This is a genomic window from Streptomyces sp. NPDC002309, assembly GCF_053593375.1.
On sequence record NZ_JBSFCI010000004.1, the window covers coordinates 245,401 to 263,387 of the forward strand.

General features: G+C 69.9%; 15 protein-coding genes and 3 pseudogenes. 15 read left to right on the plus strand and 3 right to left on the minus strand.

Translation table 11 applies throughout. The features are described 5' to 3' along the window. Positions 1-179 precede the first annotated feature (179 nt). The 8 genes and pseudogenes from ACWCPM_RS05740 (at position 180) to ACWCPM_RS05775 (ending at position 8,457) form a co-directional block, all read left to right on the plus strand. A complete protein-coding gene (locus tag ACWCPM_RS05740; protein WP_450974857.1) occupies positions 180-1,646 on the plus strand; it encodes an SCO6880 family protein in 1,467 nt (488 codons plus the stop codon). A 26-nt stretch (positions 1,647-1,672) separates the two neighbouring features. Then, positions 1,673-2,125 carry a DUF6238 family protein gene (locus tag ACWCPM_RS05745; RefSeq protein WP_450974858.1) on the plus strand — a complete coding sequence of 151 codons (453 nt, stop codon included), beginning with the start codon at positions 1,673-1,675 and terminating at the stop codon, positions 2,123-2,125. A 27-nt stretch (positions 2,126-2,152) separates the two neighbouring features. Beyond that, on the plus strand, positions 2,153-3,658 hold the full coding sequence (locus ACWCPM_RS05750) for an ATP-binding protein (protein WP_450974859.1): 1,506 nt from the start codon (positions 2,153-2,155) through the stop codon (positions 3,656-3,658). Between the two features lie 32 nt (positions 3,659-3,690). Continuing rightward, positions 3,691-4,389, plus strand: a complete 699-nt coding sequence (locus ACWCPM_RS05755) for a hypothetical protein (RefSeq protein ID WP_450974860.1) — start codon at positions 3,691-3,693, stop codon at positions 4,387-4,389. 611 nt (positions 4,390-5,000) lie between these two features. Next, positions 5,001-5,750 carry a transposase gene (locus ACWCPM_RS05760; RefSeq protein ID WP_450974861.1) on the plus strand — a complete coding sequence of 250 codons (750 nt, stop codon included), beginning with the start codon at positions 5,001-5,003 and terminating at the stop codon, positions 5,748-5,750. A gap of 348 nt (positions 5,751-6,098) precedes the next feature. Next, positions 6,099-6,860: a hypothetical protein gene (locus ACWCPM_RS05765; protein ID WP_450974862.1), complete on the plus strand. Its 762-nt coding sequence runs from the start codon at positions 6,099-6,101 to the stop codon at positions 6,858-6,860. 62 nt (positions 6,861-6,922) lie between these two features. Then, positions 6,923-7,306, plus strand: a pseudogene (locus ACWCPM_RS05770) (transposase); the annotation flags it as partial. 54 nt (positions 7,307-7,360) lie between these two features. Continuing rightward, positions 7,361-8,457 (plus strand): IS630 family transposase gene (locus ACWCPM_RS05775; RefSeq protein WP_450974863.1). Its coding sequence is split into 2 segments (ribosomal slippage): positions 7,361-7,859 and positions 7,859-8,457, totalling 1,098 coding nucleotides; the frame shifts between segments, so codons are not numbered across the junction. Positions 8,458-8,463: 6 nt separating this feature from the next. On the opposite strand, the gene ACWCPM_RS05780 is transcribed toward ACWCPM_RS05775, so the two are convergent. Beyond that, complete coding sequence (locus ACWCPM_RS05780; protein WP_450974864.1) at positions 8,464-8,814, minus strand: hypothetical protein; 351 nt, start codon at positions 8,812-8,814, stop codon at positions 8,464-8,466. Between the two features lie 128 nt (positions 8,815-8,942). Between ACWCPM_RS05780 and ACWCPM_RS05785 the strand changes: the two genes are divergently transcribed. Together ACWCPM_RS05785 and ACWCPM_RS05790 are read left to right on the plus strand one after the other, a co-directional pair. Next, a complete protein-coding gene (locus ACWCPM_RS05785; protein ID WP_450974865.1) occupies positions 8,943-9,860 on the plus strand; it encodes a hypothetical protein in 918 nt (305 codons plus the stop codon). Between the two features lie 193 nt (positions 9,861-10,053). Then, positions 10,054-10,536: pseudogene (locus tag ACWCPM_RS05790) on the plus strand (IS5 family transposase); the annotation flags it as partial. Here the strand turns inward: ACWCPM_RS05790 and ACWCPM_RS05795 are convergent. Both ACWCPM_RS05795 and ACWCPM_RS05800 read right to left on the minus strand, forming a co-directional pair. Beyond that, positions 10,518-10,985: a DUF5959 family protein gene (locus tag ACWCPM_RS05795; RefSeq protein ID WP_450974866.1), complete on the minus strand. Its 468-nt coding sequence runs from the start codon at positions 10,983-10,985 to the stop codon at positions 10,518-10,520. The pseudogene ACWCPM_RS05790 and the gene ACWCPM_RS05795 sit on opposite strands and share 19 nt — an antisense overlap. 301 nt (positions 10,986-11,286) lie before the next feature. Beyond that, complete coding sequence (locus ACWCPM_RS05800; RefSeq protein ID WP_450974867.1) at positions 11,287-12,516, minus strand: esterase/lipase family protein; 1,230 nt, start codon at positions 12,514-12,516, stop codon at positions 11,287-11,289. A gap of 618 nt (positions 12,517-13,134) precedes the next feature. Between ACWCPM_RS05800 and ACWCPM_RS05805 the strand changes: the two genes are divergently transcribed. The 5 genes and pseudogenes from ACWCPM_RS05805 to ACWCPM_RS05825 all read left to right on the plus strand — a co-directional run bounded on the left by ACWCPM_RS05805 (position 13,135) and on the right by ACWCPM_RS05825 (position 17,904). Next, entirely contained in the window at positions 13,135-13,875 is a 741-nt protein-coding gene (locus ACWCPM_RS05805; RefSeq protein WP_450974868.1) for a hypothetical protein, read from the plus strand. A gap of 172 nt (positions 13,876-14,047) precedes the next feature. After that, positions 14,048-14,239: a hypothetical protein gene (locus ACWCPM_RS05810; protein WP_450974869.1), complete on the plus strand. Its 192-nt coding sequence runs from the start codon at positions 14,048-14,050 to the stop codon at positions 14,237-14,239. 480 nt (positions 14,240-14,719) lie between these two features. Continuing rightward, positions 14,720-16,508: pseudogene (locus tag ACWCPM_RS05815) on the plus strand (type IV secretory system conjugative DNA transfer family protein). Next, positions 16,505-16,735: a hypothetical protein gene (locus ACWCPM_RS05820; protein ID WP_450974870.1), complete on the plus strand. Its 231-nt coding sequence runs from the start codon at positions 16,505-16,507 to the stop codon at positions 16,733-16,735. Before ACWCPM_RS05815 ends, ACWCPM_RS05820 begins: the two are co-directional and overlap by 4 nt. Next, a complete protein-coding gene (locus tag ACWCPM_RS05825; RefSeq protein ID WP_450974871.1) occupies positions 16,732-17,904 on the plus strand; it encodes a DnaB-like helicase N-terminal domain-containing protein in 1,173 nt (390 codons plus the stop codon). Before ACWCPM_RS05820 ends, ACWCPM_RS05825 begins: the two co-directional genes overlap by 4 nt. The last annotated feature ends 83 nt before the right edge of the window (positions 17,905-17,987 follow it).

Consider the following 17,987-nt stretch of genomic DNA (forward strand, 5'->3'; position numbering starts at 1 on the left):
GCAGCGTCCAGAGAGTGGGGAACTGGGGTGAGCAGGTCTGTCCCCCTCCCGAGCACGGGGCGGGGAGATGTCTCGAACCCCATCAGCCCCCCGCCCGATCAGCAGAAGGGTTTCACCATGCCGTCCAGAAGAGCGCCGCGCGCCCCGTCCTCCGCCCCCTCCCACCGTCTGGAAACACCATGTCCGGCAAGCACCAGTCCCCCACGCCCACCGTGAAGTTCCCCCACCGCAGCAGGCGCGGGGTTCTGCTCGGCCTGACCGTCCCGCAGTTGATCGTCGCTGGACTCACCGGCCTTCTTCTGCTCGCCGTGATCCTCACCCTCGGTGTGGTCGGCGCTCTCCAGCTCCTTCCGCTGTGGGCGGTCATCGCTCTTCTCGTCTTCGTCCGTCACCGGGGCCGTGCCCTGGCGGACTGGGCTCCGATCGTCACCCGGTACGCGCTGCGCCGGATGCGCGGCCAGCTCGTCTGGCTCACCCGGCCCTCCCTCCGGCCCACCCGCGAAGGGCTGCTCCACCTGCCCGGCACCGCCGCAAGCCTGCGTGTGGCCACCGCTCCCGATGGCACGTACGGCGCGGTCCACAACCCCCACACCGGCACGCTGACCGCGGTGGTCAAGGTCTCCTCCCGCGCCTACGCGCTGCTCGACCCGGGCACCCAGCAGGCCAACGTGGGCGGCTGGGGAAGGGCGCTGGCCGCCCTCGCCCGCACCGGTCAGATCGCCCGCATCCAGGTGATCGAGCGCACTGTCCCCGACTCCGGCGACGCGCTGCGCCGCTACTGGGAAGAGCACGGCCGGCCCGACACCTCCATGGCCGGCACGATCTACAACGAGTTGATCCAGGGCGCGGGCCCGGCAGCCGCCCCACACGAGGCGTACGTCGCGGTGGCACTGGACACCAAGGCTGCGCGACGCCTGATCAACCGGGCCGGCGGCGGGCTCACCGGTGCGTTCAGCGTCCTGGCGCAGCTCACCTCCACCTTCGAGCAGGCCGCACGGACGGCCGGTCTCACCCCGACCGGCTGGCTCACCGCCCGCGAGATCGCCGCCGTGGTGCGCACCGCCTACGATCCCAAGGCGCTGTCGACGCTGGACCGGTGGTCCGCCGCCGGCCGTCCCGAGGCCGAGCCCGCCGCCGCCGGACCCGTCGTGGTCGTGGAGAAGGCGGACCACATCGCGACCGACTCGGCCGTCCACGCCACCTACTGGGTGGAGAACTGGCCCCGCACCGAGACGTCGGCCGGCTTCCTGCATCAGCTCCTGTTCACCGGCGGGGTCCGACGCACGCTGTCGCTCTCCTACGAGCCGAAGAACCTGAACGCCGCCCTGCGCGACGTCCAGCGCAAGAAGTCCACGGTGATCGCTGACGCCGCGGAGCGCGCCCGGCGCGGACAGGTCGACTCCGAGGCCGACTCGATCGAGTACCAGGACATCAAGACCCGTGAACGCCAGCTCATCGCGGGGCACGCCGACGTCGCCCTGACCGGGCTGCTGACGGTCTCGGCCGACACCGAGGACGAACTGCGCACCGCTTGCGCGGTGGTGGAGACCGCGGCCGTCGGCGCCCAGCTCGACCTGCGGCCGCTGACCTGGCAGCAGGCCGAGGCGTTCACCGCCGCCGCCCTGCCGCTCGCGCTGGCCGCCTGACCCCTTCCCTTCGAAAGAGCACCGTCATGTCCCGCACCGCCAGCCCGACCGCGCAGGACTTCGTGCCCTTCGCCACCGCCGCGCTCGACTTCCACCGCGCGCTCAACCTCCCCGGCGGCCCGCTCGTCACCACCCGCGCCGAGCTGAACGCCCTGCACGCCCACCTCGTCTCGCTGTACGGGCTGCTCGACGCCCACGCCGTCCGCACCGGACAGCTCGTGCCGGCCGAGGGCGACCAGCTCCGCACCGCCCGCACCCGCATCTGGCAGGCCGCCGACCACGTCCACACCGCCTACCACGCGGCGCCCCAGCCGGACTCCGGCAAGGTGCCCGACCCCGTGGAGCATGTGGCCGGCCTGCCCGAGGGGGCGCCGGAGCTCACCATCTGCCAGCGCCACCAGCGCACCGCGCGCCTGGTGCGGCGCCGTACCACCCCGGCCGACCTGCACACGTCGTTCACCGGCCTCGTCCGGCGCTGATTCGCCACCCCGTCTGGAGAAAAGTTCATGTCCCGCACCCGTGCCAGCGCCTCCCCTCTGTTCGTGCCCCGCAAGACATCGCGCGCCGAGCAGAGGGCCGCCCGAGCCGGTTTCGCCGAGGCCCGCCGCCAGGCCCGCCTCGCCGGAACACCGCCCAAGCACCGCGCCGAGCAGACCCTCGACCCGGAACTGCGGGCCACCTACCCGCCGTCGGGTCGTCCCGGTTCGGCCTCCGCCCGCGGTGGCAGGCTCGGCCTGCCCGCTCAACGGATGACCACCGCCACGGCCTCGGGGGCCTACCCCTTCGTGGCCGAGGGCGGCCTGGGGGCGGAGGGGGTGTTCATCGGCCGCGATGTCCACGCCGAGGCGGCCTTCTGTTTCGACCCGTTCTCGCTGTACAACAGCGGCCGGGTCGAGGGCTTCACGAACCCGAACGCGGTCCTCGCAGGGATCATCGGCATGGGCAAGTCGGCATTGGCGAAGTCCATCGCCACGCGGTCGATCGCCCACGGCTACCGCATCTACATCCCGTGCGATCCGAAGGGCGAGTGGACGTCCGCCGCGCAGGCCCTCGGTGGCTACAGCATCGCACTGGGGCCGGGGCTCCCGGGCAGGCTGAACCCACTCGACGCCCCTGCCCGGCCCGCCTCAGTCAGCGAGGAGGACTGGTTCACGGAGGTCCGCAAGCGACGTCTGCTGCTCTTGGCCAGCCTGGCACGCACGGTGCTGAAGCGTGATCTGCTGCCGATGGAACACACCGTCCTGGATCTCGCCCTGGACGTGGTCGTCGCTGATGCCGCCGCCCGTGGCACGGTGCCGCTGCTCGGCGAGATCGCGCACGCGCTCGGCTCACCGGAACGCCTCGACCGGGCGCTCGGCCACCAGGCCGGGCATCTCGGATCGGCCGCCCAGGACCTCGCACACGCCCTGCGCCGCCTGGTGCACGGCGACCTCAGCGGCATGTTCGACGCCCCCTCGACGGTGACCTTCGACCCGACCACGCCGATGCTGTCCATCGATCTCTCCCGTCTCGGCGGCTCCGGCGACGACACAGCCTTGGTCCTCGCGATGACCTGCGCAAGCGCGTGGATGGAGTCCGCCCTCGCCGACCCCGATGGCGGCAGGCGCTGGGTGATCTACGACGAAGCCTGGCGGCTGATGCGGCACGTCGGCCTGCTGGAGCGGATGCAGTCGCAGTGGAAGCTCTCCCGGGGCCTGGGCATCGCGAACTTGATGGTCATCCACCGATTGTCAGACCTGCTCTCGGCCGGTGATGTCGGCTCACGCGGCCGAGTGCTGGCCGAAGGCCTGCTGGCCGACTGTTCCACCCGCATCATCTACCGCCAAGAGCCCGACCAGCTCGACGCCGCCGCTTCCCTGCTCGGCCTGACCGGCGTCGAGACCCAAGCCGTGTCCGCCCTGACCAAGGGCCGGGGCCTGTGGAAGGTCGCCGGACGCTCCTTCATCACGCAGCACATCCTGCACCCAGCCGAGCGCGAACTGTTCGACACCGACGCCCGCATGACGACATAACCCAACGACCAGCGACGGAGCAAGAATCGATCATGTCTGCCTCCTCCCCTTCGCCCGCCTCCGGTGAGAACCAGTCGCCGGCGGCCACCGATCCCCTGGCGTGGCGACGGCACCTCCCGGCGCTGGCCTCGGCCGCCACCGGCATCAATGAGGCGACCGACGCCTGGGACGCGGTCTCGGACTCCCTCTGCGACGCGGACGGCTGGCCCTTCGATGAGGACGTCTACGCGGACGGCAAGGTCAAGCGCGACACCCAAGCGTGGGAGCACGCCGAGGTGTTCCTCGACCACGGACCTGAGGTACTGGCCGGGGTCCGTGCCGCCGCCGACGGCCCCGACTACGTCGAGGGACCGATCAGCGACGACCTCCGCCGACTGCGCGGGATCGACGCCACCCTGATCCGAGCGGCTGCGCTCCGGCATGAGTGGGACCAGATCATGGCGCTCATGGAAGCCTCGCAACCGGGCTCGCTCCAGCTCTACCAGAAGCGCGCGGAGGAGCACCGTAACAGCGAAGGCTGGCACTACGCGCACGAACTGTCCCACCAGGGCCCGGCGCTCGTGCGCGTCGGTGAGTACCTGGCCGACCGGGCGGACGCCGAACGGCCGGAACAGACCGAACGGGCGCGCGTCGCCCTGACCCGGTCCACTCCCAGCTCCCGCGGCGTCCCGCCCGCTTCGCCCCCGGTCCCCCCGGCATCGCATCTCCCGCCTCCCGGTCGTTCCCGCTGACCCCGCAGTACGGATTCACGGCAGCACCAAACCGACCGATCGCCGGATCCTCATGCATCACCCGCACCTCTTCAAGCTCCACACACCCGGCGGCCCACGCCGTCGGCCCTGGGCCGTTCGGCAACGGAGAACCCCATGCACCACGAAAACCCGCAGGTCCTCGCCTGGATCAGCGCGTCGCCCCCGCCCGCGGCGTCCGATCAGGACCACCGTCACGCCGCCCTTGCTGGTGCACTGCGGCGGCGCGGCCTGGAGTGCACCGTCGAGTACGGCCTCAGCGACTACATCGTCCGCGCGGAGCTTCCCGACGGCAGTTCGCTGATCATCTCGCCACCGCAGGAGCCACCCTCCGAGCACCCTGAGTTCCCCGAGAGCTGGATGGTGACCCGTCACCGGTCCGCCGAGCCCACGGTGTACGAAGTGGTCTACGACTCCGAGCCCGGTGGCCCCAACGCGCGGCACGGCGGCAGCGTGCCGGATCTACTGAGCGTTTTCAGCGTGGCCACTGATCGAGTGACGGTGGTGACGTGGTTCGTGGTGCGCAACGGACAGGGCTCCCGTGCCGTTGAGAGAGGTGTTCGACGTCTCAACTCAGCAGCACAGGAGCCCTGTTGGTTCCGTATCCTGCCGTACTCGACCTCCCGCACGCCTTGGTCGAGTGGGTCACGATGCTCATCGTCACCCGTGAGGGTGAACGGCGGTGCAAACTCCCGCCGCACCGGCGCGCGCTCGTCGCACTCGTGTACCTGCGCCGCCACGACACCCTTACGGGGATCGCCGCGGCCTTCGGGATATCCGTCGGCACCGCCCACGCCTACGTCACCACCGTCACCGGCCTGCTCGCCGACCGCGCCCCGGGCCTGCTGAAGACGCTGCGCGAATTCGATCCCGACTTCGTCCTGCTGGACGGAACCCTCGCCGAGTGCGACCGCGTCGGCGACAGCCGCGCCGACTACTCGGCCAAACACCGCCGCCACGGCGTGAAAGTCCAGGTCGTCACCGATCCCGCCGGCGAGATTCTGTGGATCTCGCCCACGCTGCCGGGCCGCAACCACGACCTGACCGCGGCCCGCACCCACCGCATCATCCGGATCTGCGAACGCCAGGGCGTCCCCGTCCTCGCCGACCGCGCCTACACCGGTGCCGGTCCCCACGTCACCACCGGCCTCAGACGTCCGCCCGGCGGGGAACTCACCGCCACCCAGCGCACCGTCAACCGGGCCCTCGCCCAGGCCCGAGCTCCCGTCGAACGCGGCATGGCCCGGCTGAAATCCTGGCAGATCTTCCGCAGATCCCGCATCAGCCCCAACCGCATGACCGTCATCGCGAAAGCGGTCCTCACCCTGGAGAGGCAACGCTGAAAACGCTCACTCACCGCCGTCGACGCCCGCCTGGACCAACTTGGCGTACCGCCACGCCATGAGCAGGAGCGATCCGTCGAGGAGCGCGCCGCCAGCGCGCTCCCGCCTGCCCCTGCGCTGTCCCGGGTGAGTGCCGCTCTGGCCCCCTCGCCGTCGGCGGGACAGCACGCGCTCCCGTCCGGATCGCCGACGCAGTCGTCCGCCCCCGCCACGCTGCCGCCCGCACGACCCTCATCCACCCCCGCTCGCTGACCGTCCACCGTCCTGGAGTCCTTCATGTACCACCGGCAGAAGCAATTCGTCTCTCACCCACATCTGCGACCGCGCCCACCCCCGGATGGATCTGCCATGCCCAGCCACTACGACGTGCTGCCCGATCTGGCCTTCGGCCACCACCCCGTCCACGGCATCGTCGCCGCGAACCCGAAGAACCTCGCGGCCAGCACCTGGATGCTGAAGGGGTTCGACTTCCATCCCGTCCCGAACCAGCCGACCTTGTACGCACTGGCCGACCAGAACAGTGACGGGCAGAACCGAACGACCCGAGCAGTCGAGCTGCTGCGCAAGGCCGGATACCGGGTCGACGTGGACATCGCCCTCGGCCCCTCGCTGACACCCGACACAGCACCCGCCCGCGCCCCGGGCCCGCTCGGTGAGCCCGACGTTGCCATCGCCGAGCATCCGCAGCTCGGCATCGTCGCGGCCATCGACGACCGCGCCTCCCGCCTCACCGGACTCGCGCTGGCGGAGCACGGCTGGCGACACGACTCGAGCCTTGACATCTACACGCTGCCAGCCACCGCCAGCCGGGACGAAGCCCTGGGGAAGGTCGCCGATGCCACACTCGCCCTGCACCGGTCCGGCGTTCAGGTCGCAGTGCAACCGCGCCTCGCTCAGCACGTGGCAGCACGCCGCCCTGCACCCGTACCGGCCGCATCCCGTGAACGCGGCCAGGACACCCCTCGTGCATCTCCGATCAGCGCCGCCGCGCTCGCCGCCAGCCCGGCCCGCGCCGGCCTCCCGGGCAAGGCACCGGTCGCCGCCCCCGTCACCCCCGCGGCGGCGGTCCGGCCGGTCGACCCCCGCATCGCGTTCTCCCGCGACCGCTGATTCAACTACCTTAGAACTCCTACCGAAATGATCTTCAAGGTGGTTGGATCACCCCAGGACTGATGATCCGGGGGTGCGGGGTGGCTCGGCCGAAGCCGTGGGAAGTCGATGACGAGTTGTGGGCGGTAGTCGAGCCGCTGCTGCCCAAGGTCGAACGGCGGACTCGTCACCCCGGACGCAAGCGGCATCCGGACCGGCTGGTGTTTCAGGGCATCCTGTTCGTCTTGCACACCGGGATCGCCTGGGAACATCTGCCACAGGAACTCGGCTTCGGCTCGGGCATGACGTGCTGGCGCCGCCTGGCCGAGTGGGCCGAGGCCGGCGTCTGGCCCCGGCTGCACGAGGTCCTTCTGGCCAAGTTGCGTGGTGCGAATGCCCTGGACTTCTCCCTGGCCGCAGTCGATGGCTCCCACATCCGGGCGCTACTGACTTCGGCTCGTCGGGGTGAATCTTGGCGAAGTGCCTGATGTGATCGGAACGGTGCCTGTATCCCGTGGTGGATGAGATATGGCGATGGGGGCGGTCTGACCGCCGAGGGGCGTCGGCGCCGGGAGTCGGTACGGCTGCAGGCGGCCGAGCTGTTCGAGCTGAACACCCGGATGTCGGAGGTCGCACGGCGCTTGCGGGTGAGCCTGAAGTCTGCCTACCACTGGCATCAGTTGTGGCGGGACGGTGGTGCGGAGGCTCTCTCGTCACGCGGTCCGGGTGGATCGCGCTGCCGGCTGTCGCCGCGCTGTCTGGAGAAGCTGGCCTCCTGTCTCGATGAGGGCCCGGCTGCGCACGGCTGGGTGGAGGACCAGGTGTGGACCGCGGCGCGGGTGGCCACGCTGATCGGCAGGAAGTTCCACGTCTCCTACAGCGTCTCGGGTGCGACGAGGCTGATGCACCGGATCGGCTTCAGCCCGCAGGTCCCCGCGCGGCGGGTCGCCGAGCGCGACGAGCAGGCCGTCACCGCGTGGAAGGAGGCGACCTGGGCCGAGGTAAAAGAGCCCGGGCGGACTGCGGGGGATACATCTGCTTCGAGGACGAAGCAGGCTTCACCCGCAAGCCGCCCCGGGTACGGACCTGGGGCAGACGCGGGCACACCCCCGTCGTGACCGTCAGCGGACGCCGCTCGGGACGCCTGTCCGTGGCGGGACTGATCGCAATGCGGCCCGGCTCCCGGACCCGGCTGTGCCACCGGCTGCGCACCCATCCGGCGGGCAGGGGCACACGCCGCAGCATGGGCGAGCGGGACTTCGTCGCACTCGTCGACGGCGCCCACCATCTCCTGAAGGCTCCGATCGTGCTGGTCTGGGACCGCCTGAACACCCACGTCTCCCGTGCCATGCGCCGGCTCATCGACGAGCGTGAGTGGCTGACGGTGTTCCTGCTGCCCGCCTACTCGCCCGACCTCAACCCCGTCGAATGGGTGTGGGCGCACGTCAAGCGCAGCCTGGCCAACCTCGCCGTCGTCGCACTCGACCGGCTCGAAACCCTCGTCCGCAACCGGCTCAAACGCCTCCAGTACCGGCCCGACACCCTCGACGGCTTCATAGCCGGCACCGGCCTGACCCTCGAGGAAGCCGTCTCACCTTGTAACACCGAAGTCAGGTAGTGATGTCTATGCGTTTTGTCGTAGTTCGTCGATCCACCGGTTGCAAAGTTCTCGGGTGATCGGTTCGAAGAGTTCGGGTGTCGAGAGCTCGAACAGAAACTGAGTGAGCAGGTCCTCGTGTCCTGGTTCGACGTCGACGTCCTCGCGTGTGTGCAGCTCCTCGGCCCACGCGGGGACATCAGTAAGGGTTGCTTCCCCAGCAAGCAGCTTGCTCAGGACGGCCTCGGCGGCGGCGCGATCCAGAGCCACCTCAGGAGTCACCCCTTCTGGAATCCTGCGGGCCGCTGCGATGAGATCGCCGATCCGACCGTTCCACTGGACGAGGTCGAGCACTGTCTGTCGGTTGTCTGCTGTCATCTGGGCTTTCTCCGTTGCGGCGCGAAGGGCCGGTCTTCGCTTCCCCGGCGGGAGTAGGGATTTCCCCGACCTGTAACGTGGCGATCTTCGGATGGCGTAGGCCCCCGGAGTCCCGAAGGTGAATCCCCATGACGATCGACGAGCTGCCCGTCGCATGGAGGCTGTCCCCCGAGGATGTCCAGGCGGGGTGGCGTGCGCTGTGGTGGACGGTGGGACCGGCCGGCGAACTTGCCGTGATGTTGGTCGAGCGGCGGTACCTGAGCCGCGACAAGTATCCCCGCGGGTGGATCGGATGGCGTGCCGAAACGCCGTTCGACGCAGAGTTGGTCATCGCCTCCGGGCAGGAGCAGCGGCGTATCCCGGTCGAAGGAATTGACATGCGGCCCAGCCACCTGGCTCTGCTGCCAGGCTCTCGGTTCCTGCTTGCATCGGGCCGTACCCACCGGGACGCGGAGGGGGCCTGGTGGAAGAACGCCGTCGTGTACTCCCCCGAGGGCCGGCCGGAGGGTGCCTTCTGCATCGGTGACGACATCCCGACCCTGGTCACCGACCGCAGCGGGGGCATCTGGACCGCCTACGGTGACGAGGGCATCTACGGCGACCACCCGGAGTCCGGGGCCGGCCTGGCGGGCTGGAACACCCGGGGTGTCGCGACGTGGGCACCGAAGGGGAGACTTCCCGACTGGCCACTGGAGGGTTGTACGGCCGCCACGGAAGGCGAGTCGGTATGGCTGGTCTGGTATAGCCCCAAAGGAACCTTCCTCACCCGGATCACACCATCCACCGGCGAAGTCGCGAGTTATCGCAGCCCGGTAAAGGCCCCGGACGGATTCGCAGTGCGCGGCACGCGGGTGGTCCTGACCAGCCGCGACCACTACAAGCGCAGCACCACCGTGACCCGCGCGGAGCTGGTCGGCGACGTGTGCGTCGCCATCTGCCAGGAGCGAGTGCGGGTGCCCGGGCGGGTGGTCATGAAGTGCGGCCAAGGCCGCGACGGAACCCTATGGCTCCGAGCCGGCCGTACCTGGGTACGCATCGACGCCTGAGACCCGCGGCCGTCAGGCCGGCGGCAGGGCGCCCGTCAAGGCCCACCGGTCGGGGAGGCGCGATTGCCGCCGAGAGATGCTGGCACAGGGATACGACCGCACCGAAGCCCGCGAGGTCCTCGACAGATTCCTCGCGGAAACCGGCCTCTCTCTCGACCTCCCACCACCATCACCCTGAAGCGCCGACGTCAGTAAAGGGGGGCCCAAGACGGGACGAAGCCCTGTCGATCGGGGCAGAACTGGCAGCAAGCACCACCTGATCACCGACGCCACCGGCATCCCGCTCGCAGCCACGCTGACCGGCGGCAACCGCAACGACGTCACTGAGCTCATCCCACTGCTGCAAGCCGTTCCGCCCGTGCGCGGCAAGCGAGGCCGGCCAAGGCGCCGCCCGGACACGGTGCTCGCCGACCGCGGCTACGACCACGACAAGTACCGCCGCCTCGTCTGGGACCTCGGCGTGAAGCCGGTCATCGCCCGGCGCGGCACCGCGCACGGCTCCGGACTCGGGACTCAACGCTGGGTGGTGGAGCGGGCCTTTGCCCACCTGCACTGGTTCCGCCGCCTGCGGATCCGCTGGGAGATCCGCGACGACATCCATGAAGCCTTTCTCACCCTGGCCTGCGCGCTCATCTGCTGGCGCCGGTTGACGCCAGTTCAGCGCCGCCACTCATAGGCACCAGGGGAGGTCTCCGCAACTTCCTGAGGCCAGGCCGCCCTGACTCGCCGCAGCCGTTGGTAGTGGTCATCGGCCCATCCATCGGTCAGACGCACCGGAACCCGGACCGACGTCCCTGTACTGGCAAAGTCTTCCACCGCGACCACGGCGACTCCGTTCTGGCCGGACGGTTCGAATCGGATCTCGGGGTTGCGTCCGTCATCCATCCACGCGGCGTCCCCTCCGGCGGCGAGCGCGCCCAAGACCTGTGACCAGCTGTCCAGATCGTCCCGGGCTAGGCAGACATCCAAGCGTCCCTGGGCGAACCCGCTCGTGACGACGATCTCAGCGTCGAGGAAGTCGTGCCATGGCAACACCCCAGGCATGTGTCGGCCCAGCACCCGAACCAAGAGACTGCTCTCTCCGTCAGCCAGGCAAATGAGATCCACAGCGCCGCCCTCGGCCATCCCCGCTCCCTACGCTCACATCGACTGCCGTCATGATGCACGCGCACCACCACCCAGCTCGCACGGGGGCATTGCGTTAGGAGTTCTTAGACCGCCGATCAGATCCTCGACTGTATCTGCCGCTACTGCTCCCGCATCTCCGAACCAGAGCACCAGCACAAGACCCTCAGTCCGACTCGCCCATAGCAGTGTCAGAGGACATGAGGTGCGGTGACGATCACAGGGGCTCGTGCTCGCTCCGCCGCCGTGGTCGGACGGAGCGAGCACAGCCCCTGCTCGTTTCTGCCGGAGCCGACTGGAGTCAGTCGGGCAGCCGGTCGAGGACCCAGCGGCCGATGTCCTCCGTCATGAGTGCGTGCGAGTCGTTGTCCTGGGATAGGAGGAAGTCGTTGAGCTCGGACTCCTCCGGCGGCAACTCGTCGATGTTGATGTACAGGTCCTCCTGCCGGTCCAGGTCCCGTACGGCGACCGCGCTGACGGACGGCACGAAGCACCCGGAACGGTGGACCAGGTCGACGCTCTCGCCGACGCCAGCGAGAGCGTCGCCGATGATGCCGAACGATTCGAGCGTCCCGCCCGGCGCCCCGTCCAGCTCGGGGAAGCCACCGGTCGTGATCGAGTGCGGCCCGCCGAGGACCCCGTTGAGCACGGCCACCTCCGCCTCCTCGCCCTGGGACTGGGCGAGGAAGTACGTGCCGTCGAAGAGCGGCCCGGCGCAGCTCAGGGTCTTCGCCCCGGCCCGCACCCCGTTGCCCGTGCCGTCGCCGCATCCGCTGGACACGCCGAGCAGATGCGGGATCTGCGGCCATGAGCCGACCTTCTGGAGCTCTTCCTTGAACTGGGTCCGCAGCGGGCTCTCCTGCGGCGTGCCCTTCATGTCGTCCAGGTAGCGCCAGAGCATCTGCTGCGAGGCCGGGCTGCTGATCTGCCGCAGGTAGGTGTCGTCGACACCGGCGGTGTAGTGCGCGAACGCCTGCAGGCCGATCGGCACCCACGCCCCCCGGTGCGGGCTGTCGACCGAAAGGTAGACGCCGACCCGGTGGTCCATGCGCCGCTGTTCCATCTTCGCCAGCGCGTAGCGGGTGACGATGCCGCCCATGCTGAACCCGCCGGCCAGCAGCCGGGTGTCGTCGAGCTGCTCGGCGCTAGTCCGCAGGATCGCGGCCATCACCGTCTCGGCGTTCTTGAGGATCGACTCACTGCGCTCGTCGAACCCGACGAGGACCAGGGTGCGTCCGCGACGACGAAGCTCGCTGATGAACGGGAACCGACCGTTCTCCAGCTGGTCCCAGAGCCAGTCGAAGTCGCTCGGCCCGAGATTGAACCCGTCGGCCAGCACGACGGGCCGGACCACACCCTTCTGGCCCTCCCCGTAGTACACACGCGCGCTGCCGCTCGGCAGCTCCCACACCTCGTCGGCCGGGGGCGCCTGCACGGCAGCCTCCCTACCCAGGGGCGTCACCAGTCCGAACGTGCGGGCGGCCTGCCTGATCTTCACGGTCTTGCTGTCGGCCACGAAGAGCCCTTCCATGCTGTCGACAACAACTCAAGGGACATGCTCGGCAGACGGATCCACCCCTATGCATGCACTCCACACGCATAGCTATATCGAGCTAGCCCGCCCCATTCCGTCCTCAAACGGCAGAGTTGCTGCATACGAGCTGCCCCGATCCCGCGAGTGGCTCACCGCGGCGCTACCTGCCTACGGGTGGCCGCCAGCCTGCTCCGATAAAGATGATCACGACCACCGTCCCCATGGACACGGTGGTCGCGACGTCACCGTCCCCCTGGTCCATTACGTGACGTTCCGGGTGAGAAATTGGCGGCTGACCGTCGACACCGCTCCGAGCCAAGCGCGCCAAGGAGCAGGCCGAATCCGAAGCCTGGCTCGAGCAGTACCGGATGCCTCCCCTGGAGGGGACCGAGCGGGCCGTCGCCTGGAATGTGCCCTGCCGGCATCAGATCCTGGCCGGAATACCTCACTGCGGCGGGGCACCCAGTCACCTTCCGCTGACGGCGCTGGGGGCCTGAGCGGCCTGCGGCCTCTACCAGCGTTCTCCGGCCGGGCCAAATCCCGGATTCGCCGGATTCTCTTCCTGCTGGCCCGATCATCCGGGTCCCTCGTTTCCGCTGAGTCCAGGAGATCCTCTTGCCTGCCCGTTCGATAACCATCACGTCCGAGTTCAGCGGCAGCGTCGTCGCCAAGGGCGCCACCGATGACCTCTCCGCCCGGCTCCTCAAGCACGCCGGTTTCCAGCAGATCGACGACTGGCACGGCCGGCGCCATCGCCTTCCCACCAACACCCCACTCGATGACAAGGTCGCTATCGCCACCCATGCGGCCGAGATGCTCCGCGCCGCCCGCTATAACGTCGACCTCCCGCCCTCCCTGGACGCGGCGCGGATGAGCCCCCAGGTGCCTGTCTTCGGGCCTTATGCCGCTGGAGCGGAACTCCTCCGGATCACGGACCGGATCAGGGCGGCCGAGAACGGGGCCGACCTTCTGCGGGCGGTCGACCATCTCCTTCACCCCGAGCACGGTGTTTTGGAGCGTGTCCGGGAGGCGCTGGAGGCGGCAGGCGAACAGGTCAACGAACTGGACGAGGACGCGTACGCGCTCGCCGACCGGTTCGGCTTCGCCTCAGAATTCGTCAGCTCGGCTCAGTCCGAACTCATCGACTCCGAAGCCGAGCTGCGCCGCGTTGGCACCATGTCAGAGGCCCACACCCCTGCACGGACGCGGTCCTCCAGCCTGCTCGACCACCGGAACGCCGCCCTGAGTTCATCGCCCGCAGCGGCCAAGGCCAAGGTCTCCTCGGCGCCCGGCTCCGAAACGGAACCGTCCAGCGCGGCCGGACACTCGACGCGCACCTCGGGCCCCCGACGGTGAAGCGAGGTCACATTTGTCAGCGCCAGCCGCTGGCCTGCCGCGTACTCCCACCCGGCACGACCCGTCCAGGACAACCGCCGAGATCGAGGGGAAAGCATGGGCGGACTACTCCAGCGTCGGCGAGGCTGTTGGCGCCGCCATGCAGCACAACATCCGGCTTGTCCACCGCAGCGTGACACCCAGTTCCGCCAAGCCGCTGCAGGTCCGGAACCTGCCCAGCGCTTCCGCCGACCCGCACTCCGTCCGCGGGATGATCGCCCGCCTTACCGAGGACGCCACACCTGACGAGGCGGCCGGGATCATCGAGGATGTCAACGGCGCGCTGCCCGAGCTGACCGAACTCGTCGCCGCTGCCGCCGACTAGACCCGCGTCCGTCTCGACTTCGACGACCCGCATCACAACCCGACGTTCTAGACCTGGACGCGACTGGCCGCCGCCTACGGAATGCTCCAGGACGTCCGTGAACAGCTGGATGTCGCTGCGGACGGTGTTACCGCCTGTCCTGCCGAGCGCACCGACCCCAGGTTTCACGGGATGGTCAACGTCCAGCGGACCCAGGAGCAGCTCGACGATGTCCTCGGCACCGAAGCGATCCCCACACCGTCGTCCATTCGCAGTCCCGAAGCGGACCGGCGGCGGGCAGCCCGTGCGTCCTCGCCGCACGCCGGAACGCCTCCGTTGACCGGCAGCCCGCCGGCCGCCGCGCCGCCTGAGCCCGCGTCGCGCCCCGCCGGCCGACCTCGCTGAAACCTTTCCGTTCGAGCCCCCAGGAGTAGGCCCATGAGCCGCGCGAGAACCGAGCGCGCCCCGCCCTCTGCCCGCTCACACACCCAAGGAACCGCCGTGCCCTCCGCGCGCACCAGCACGCCCTCGACCACCATCAGGTCGGACGCGCTCCTCTACCTCCTGTTCGGCATCCTCGGCGCCGCCATGGCCTTCGGCTCCCTCGCCTGGCTGACCGGCAACCTCGCCAACACCCTCATCAGCAACGGGCCGTGGGCCCCGTTCCGGGCCACCGACGTCCTGCTCCACCCCGAGGTATTGTGGCCGGCACTGAGCGCGACCACACTGCTGGTCGGCGCTCGCGTCGTGCCCGGCCTTCTCACCGTGGCCCTGGTTACCACCGCAGTGGTGCTGTGGATGCGCCGGCGCTCCAGCTCCCAGGCCGGTCTCGCCCGCGAAGGCGACTTGGCGCCGCTGCTGGACAAGGAGATCACCGCGAAGGCGAAGAGCCTGCGCCCGTCCCTGGGCAACCGGGAGGGCAAAAGAGGTCGCTCCCGCTGACCGCGGCATCCTGCTGGGCACCCTCGATCCCGGTCGTGCCGAGGTCCGCGCGTCCTGGGAGGACGTGATCGTCGCGATCATGGCCCCTCGTTCCGGCAAGACGTCCGGGCTGGCAATCCCCGCGATCCTCTCGGCGCCCGGCCCGGTCCTGCTCACCAGCAACAAGGCCGCGAGCGACGCCTTCACCGCCACGGTGGACGCCCGCGCCGAGGTCGGCACAGTCTGGACCCTCGACCCTCAGCAGATCGCCCACCATCCCCGCGAGATGTGGTGGGACATCCTGGCCGACGCCCGCGACCTGGCCGGGGCCAAGCGGCTCGCCGGGCACTTCGTCACCGTGAGCGTGGACGAGTCGAGCGGCTCGGACTTCTGGTCCACCGCCGCGAGCAACACGCTCGGCGCCCTGTTCCTGGCCGCTGCGAGCCACCGTCGGCCGATCACCGACGTCCTGGCCTGGCTCGCCATGCCGGCCGACCGCACCCCGGTGGACCTACTCACCGACGCCGGCCACGACGCGGTCGCCGCCCAACTCCGAGGCACCGTCTCCGGCGCGACCGAGACGCGTGACGGCATCTACGAAACAGCGCGGCAGTATGCGAGCTGCTTGCTCGACCCCGACGTCGCCGCCTGGGTCACCCCGAACGAGCACCTCCCCGAGTTCCAGCCCTTCGCCTTCGCCACCTCCCGCGACACCCTTTACCTCCTCAGCAAGGACAGCGGCGGCAGCGCGAGCGCGATCATCGCGGCAGCGGCCGACGCCGTGATGCGCGCGGCCGTGATCGTCGCCGAACGCTCCGGTGGCCGACTCGACCCGCCTGCCCTGTGCGTCCTCGACGAGGCCGCGAACGTCTGCCGCATCAGCGATCTGCCCGACTTGTACTCGCACCTGGGCAGCCGGGGTGTCATCCCGATGACGATCCTGCAGTCCTACCGGCAGGGCCAGCGGTGCTGGGGCGAGGCCGGCATGGACGCCCTGTACTCCGCCGCCACCATCAAGATCATCGGAAGCGGCATCGACGACGCCGACTTCGCCGACCGCCTCAGCAGGCAGGTAGGCGACCATGACGTCCAGACCACCTCGGTGTCCACGAGTGAGAGCGGCAAGTCCACCTCGGTAAGCATGCGCACCGAGCGGATCCTGCCGCCCGACGCGATCCGCGCCCTGCCCAAGGGCAAGGTGCTGCTGCTGGCCACCGGCATCCGGGTCGCCATGCTCAACCTCAAGCCCTGGTACAAGGAGCCCTCCGCCAGGGTGGTCGGCCCGGCCTCCGCCCGCGCCACGAAGGCGATCACCGAACGGGCCCTCGCGAAACACATCGGACATGACGACCTCGGGCGGTCGGCATGAGCGCGCCCACTCCGCGTCCTCGGCGGCTGCCCCACACCCCGGTCCTTGTGCGCGACGGGCAGTGGTGGCTGGTCAGCGGGGCCGGGTCGGTCCCCGCGTCCGATCCCGCCTTCACTGCCGTTCTGGACGAGTTCGCCCAGGCGATGGCCGCTGCCGACCGGGCAGTCACCGGCCTCCGCATCCGGCAGAGCGAGCCCTCCACATCCGACCCCGGAGACCGTCGATGAACCCGCTGCTGAGTGCCGAACAGGCGGTCCTCGGAGCCGTGCTCCTCGATCCCGACCAACTCTCGCACCTGGACTGGCTCGCGCCGGATCACTTCTACCGGCCCGTCCACCGGGCGCTGTTCGGCGCAATCCGCAAGCTCCGCAGCCACGGCCATCCCGCGCTCTCGGCCAACGGTCCGCTGCCACTGTCGTGGGTGACCGACGCGGTCGACGAGGCCGGCCTGCACGTGCGGGGTCTGACCGCGGCGTACACCCACACCCTGATCCAGGCGTGTCCGCGCACCGAGCACGCCCCGGTGTACGGCCGCATGGTGCTGGAGGGAGCAATCAACCGCACCATCGCCCAGCACGCGATCCGCCTCCACCAAGCGGCTCGCGCCGTCGCCGTCCAAGGCGAGGTCGAGGCAGCGCTGCGCACGGCGGACGTCCTGACCGGAGTGCTCACCGACCTCGCGCGGCGCTGGGGGACCGATGCACGTCCGGTCGCGCCCACCGTTGCGCCCACTGAAGCCGCAGCCGTCCCGCCGCCGGTCCACTTCGACCAGGTTGCCGACGACGAGCGGTTCCTCCTGGCAGTCCTCACCGAGCAGCCGGAGGCCCTGGACGAGGTGGTGGCCTGGCTGCGGCCGGGGGATTTCGCCGACCGGGCCCACGGGCAGCACTACCGGTGCCTGTGCGCGCTGCGCCACCGGGGCGAGCCCATCGACCGGATCACCCTGCTCTGGGAGGCCCAGCGGCGCGGCCTCCTGGCCGACGGCACGCTGTCGGGCGAGCAACTGACCGCCGTCTGCGACGGCATGGTCCCCGGCAGCGCCGATTGGTTCGCACACCGTGTAATGCGCTCCTCCCTCACTCGCACCGCAGCCGCCTCGGCGCGCGCCATTCGCGCCCTGGCTGAGGACGAGGTCCTGGGTCCCGGCCGGCTCATCAACCACGCCCTGCACGCGCTCGGCCCATTCGACAAGGTACGTGCCCGCTGGGCGACCGCGAACGACAGCCCGGCTCCGAAACCGACCGTCTCCGCTCCATCGGCGAGCGGACCGCCTCCCGCCCGAGTGCAGGCCGCCCGCGCCCGCAGCACGCCACACCCAACCGCATCACCCCCGGCATGGACCGGCCCCGTCCCCGCGCCGGCGGCAGCCCGGCTGCCGTCGCGCGGCCATCCTTGACGCCCCTCAACACACAGCCCATCTCCTCTTACCTTTCAGGGACTTTACCTTGACTGACGCCCCTTCCTCCGATGCTCTGGACC

What these genes read in the sequence shown, in the direction of transcription:
- ACWCPM_RS05785 (WP_450974865.1), top strand. Translation starts at nt 8,943, where the DNA reads ATGACGATCGACGAGCTGCCCGTCGCATGGAGGCTGTCCCCCGAGGAT.
- ACWCPM_RS05755 (WP_450974860.1), top strand. Translation starts at nt 3,691, where the DNA reads ATGTCTGCCTCCTCCCCTTCGCCCGCCTCCGGTGAGAACCAGTCGCCG.
- ACWCPM_RS05820 (WP_450974870.1), top strand. Translation starts at nt 16,505, where the DNA reads ATGAGCGCGCCCACTCCGCGTCCTCGGCGGCTGCCCCACACCCCGGTC.
- ACWCPM_RS05800 (WP_450974867.1), bottom strand. Translation starts at nt 12,516, where the DNA reads ATGGAAGGGCTCTTCGTGGCCGACAGCAAGACCGTGAAGATCAGGCAG.
- ACWCPM_RS05780 (WP_450974864.1), bottom strand. Translation starts at nt 8,814, where the DNA reads ATGACAGCAGACAACCGACAGACAGTGCTCGACCTCGTCCAGTGGAAC.
- ACWCPM_RS05825 (WP_450974871.1), top strand. Translation starts at nt 16,732, where the DNA reads ATGAACCCGCTGCTGAGTGCCGAACAGGCGGTCCTCGGAGCCGTGCTC.
- ACWCPM_RS05750 (WP_450974859.1), top strand. Translation starts at nt 2,153, where the DNA reads ATGTCCCGCACCCGTGCCAGCGCCTCCCCTCTGTTCGTGCCCCGCAAG.
- ACWCPM_RS05765 (WP_450974862.1), top strand. Translation starts at nt 6,099, where the DNA reads ATGCCCAGCCACTACGACGTGCTGCCCGATCTGGCCTTCGGCCACCAC.
- ACWCPM_RS05745 (WP_450974858.1), top strand. Translation starts at nt 1,673, where the DNA reads ATGTCCCGCACCGCCAGCCCGACCGCGCAGGACTTCGTGCCCTTCGCC.
- ACWCPM_RS05740 (WP_450974857.1), top strand. Translation starts at nt 180, where the DNA reads ATGTCCGGCAAGCACCAGTCCCCCACGCCCACCGTGAAGTTCCCCCAC.
- ACWCPM_RS05795 (WP_450974866.1), bottom strand. Translation starts at nt 10,985, where the DNA reads ATGGCCGAGGGCGGCGCTGTGGATCTCATTTGCCTGGCTGACGGAGAG.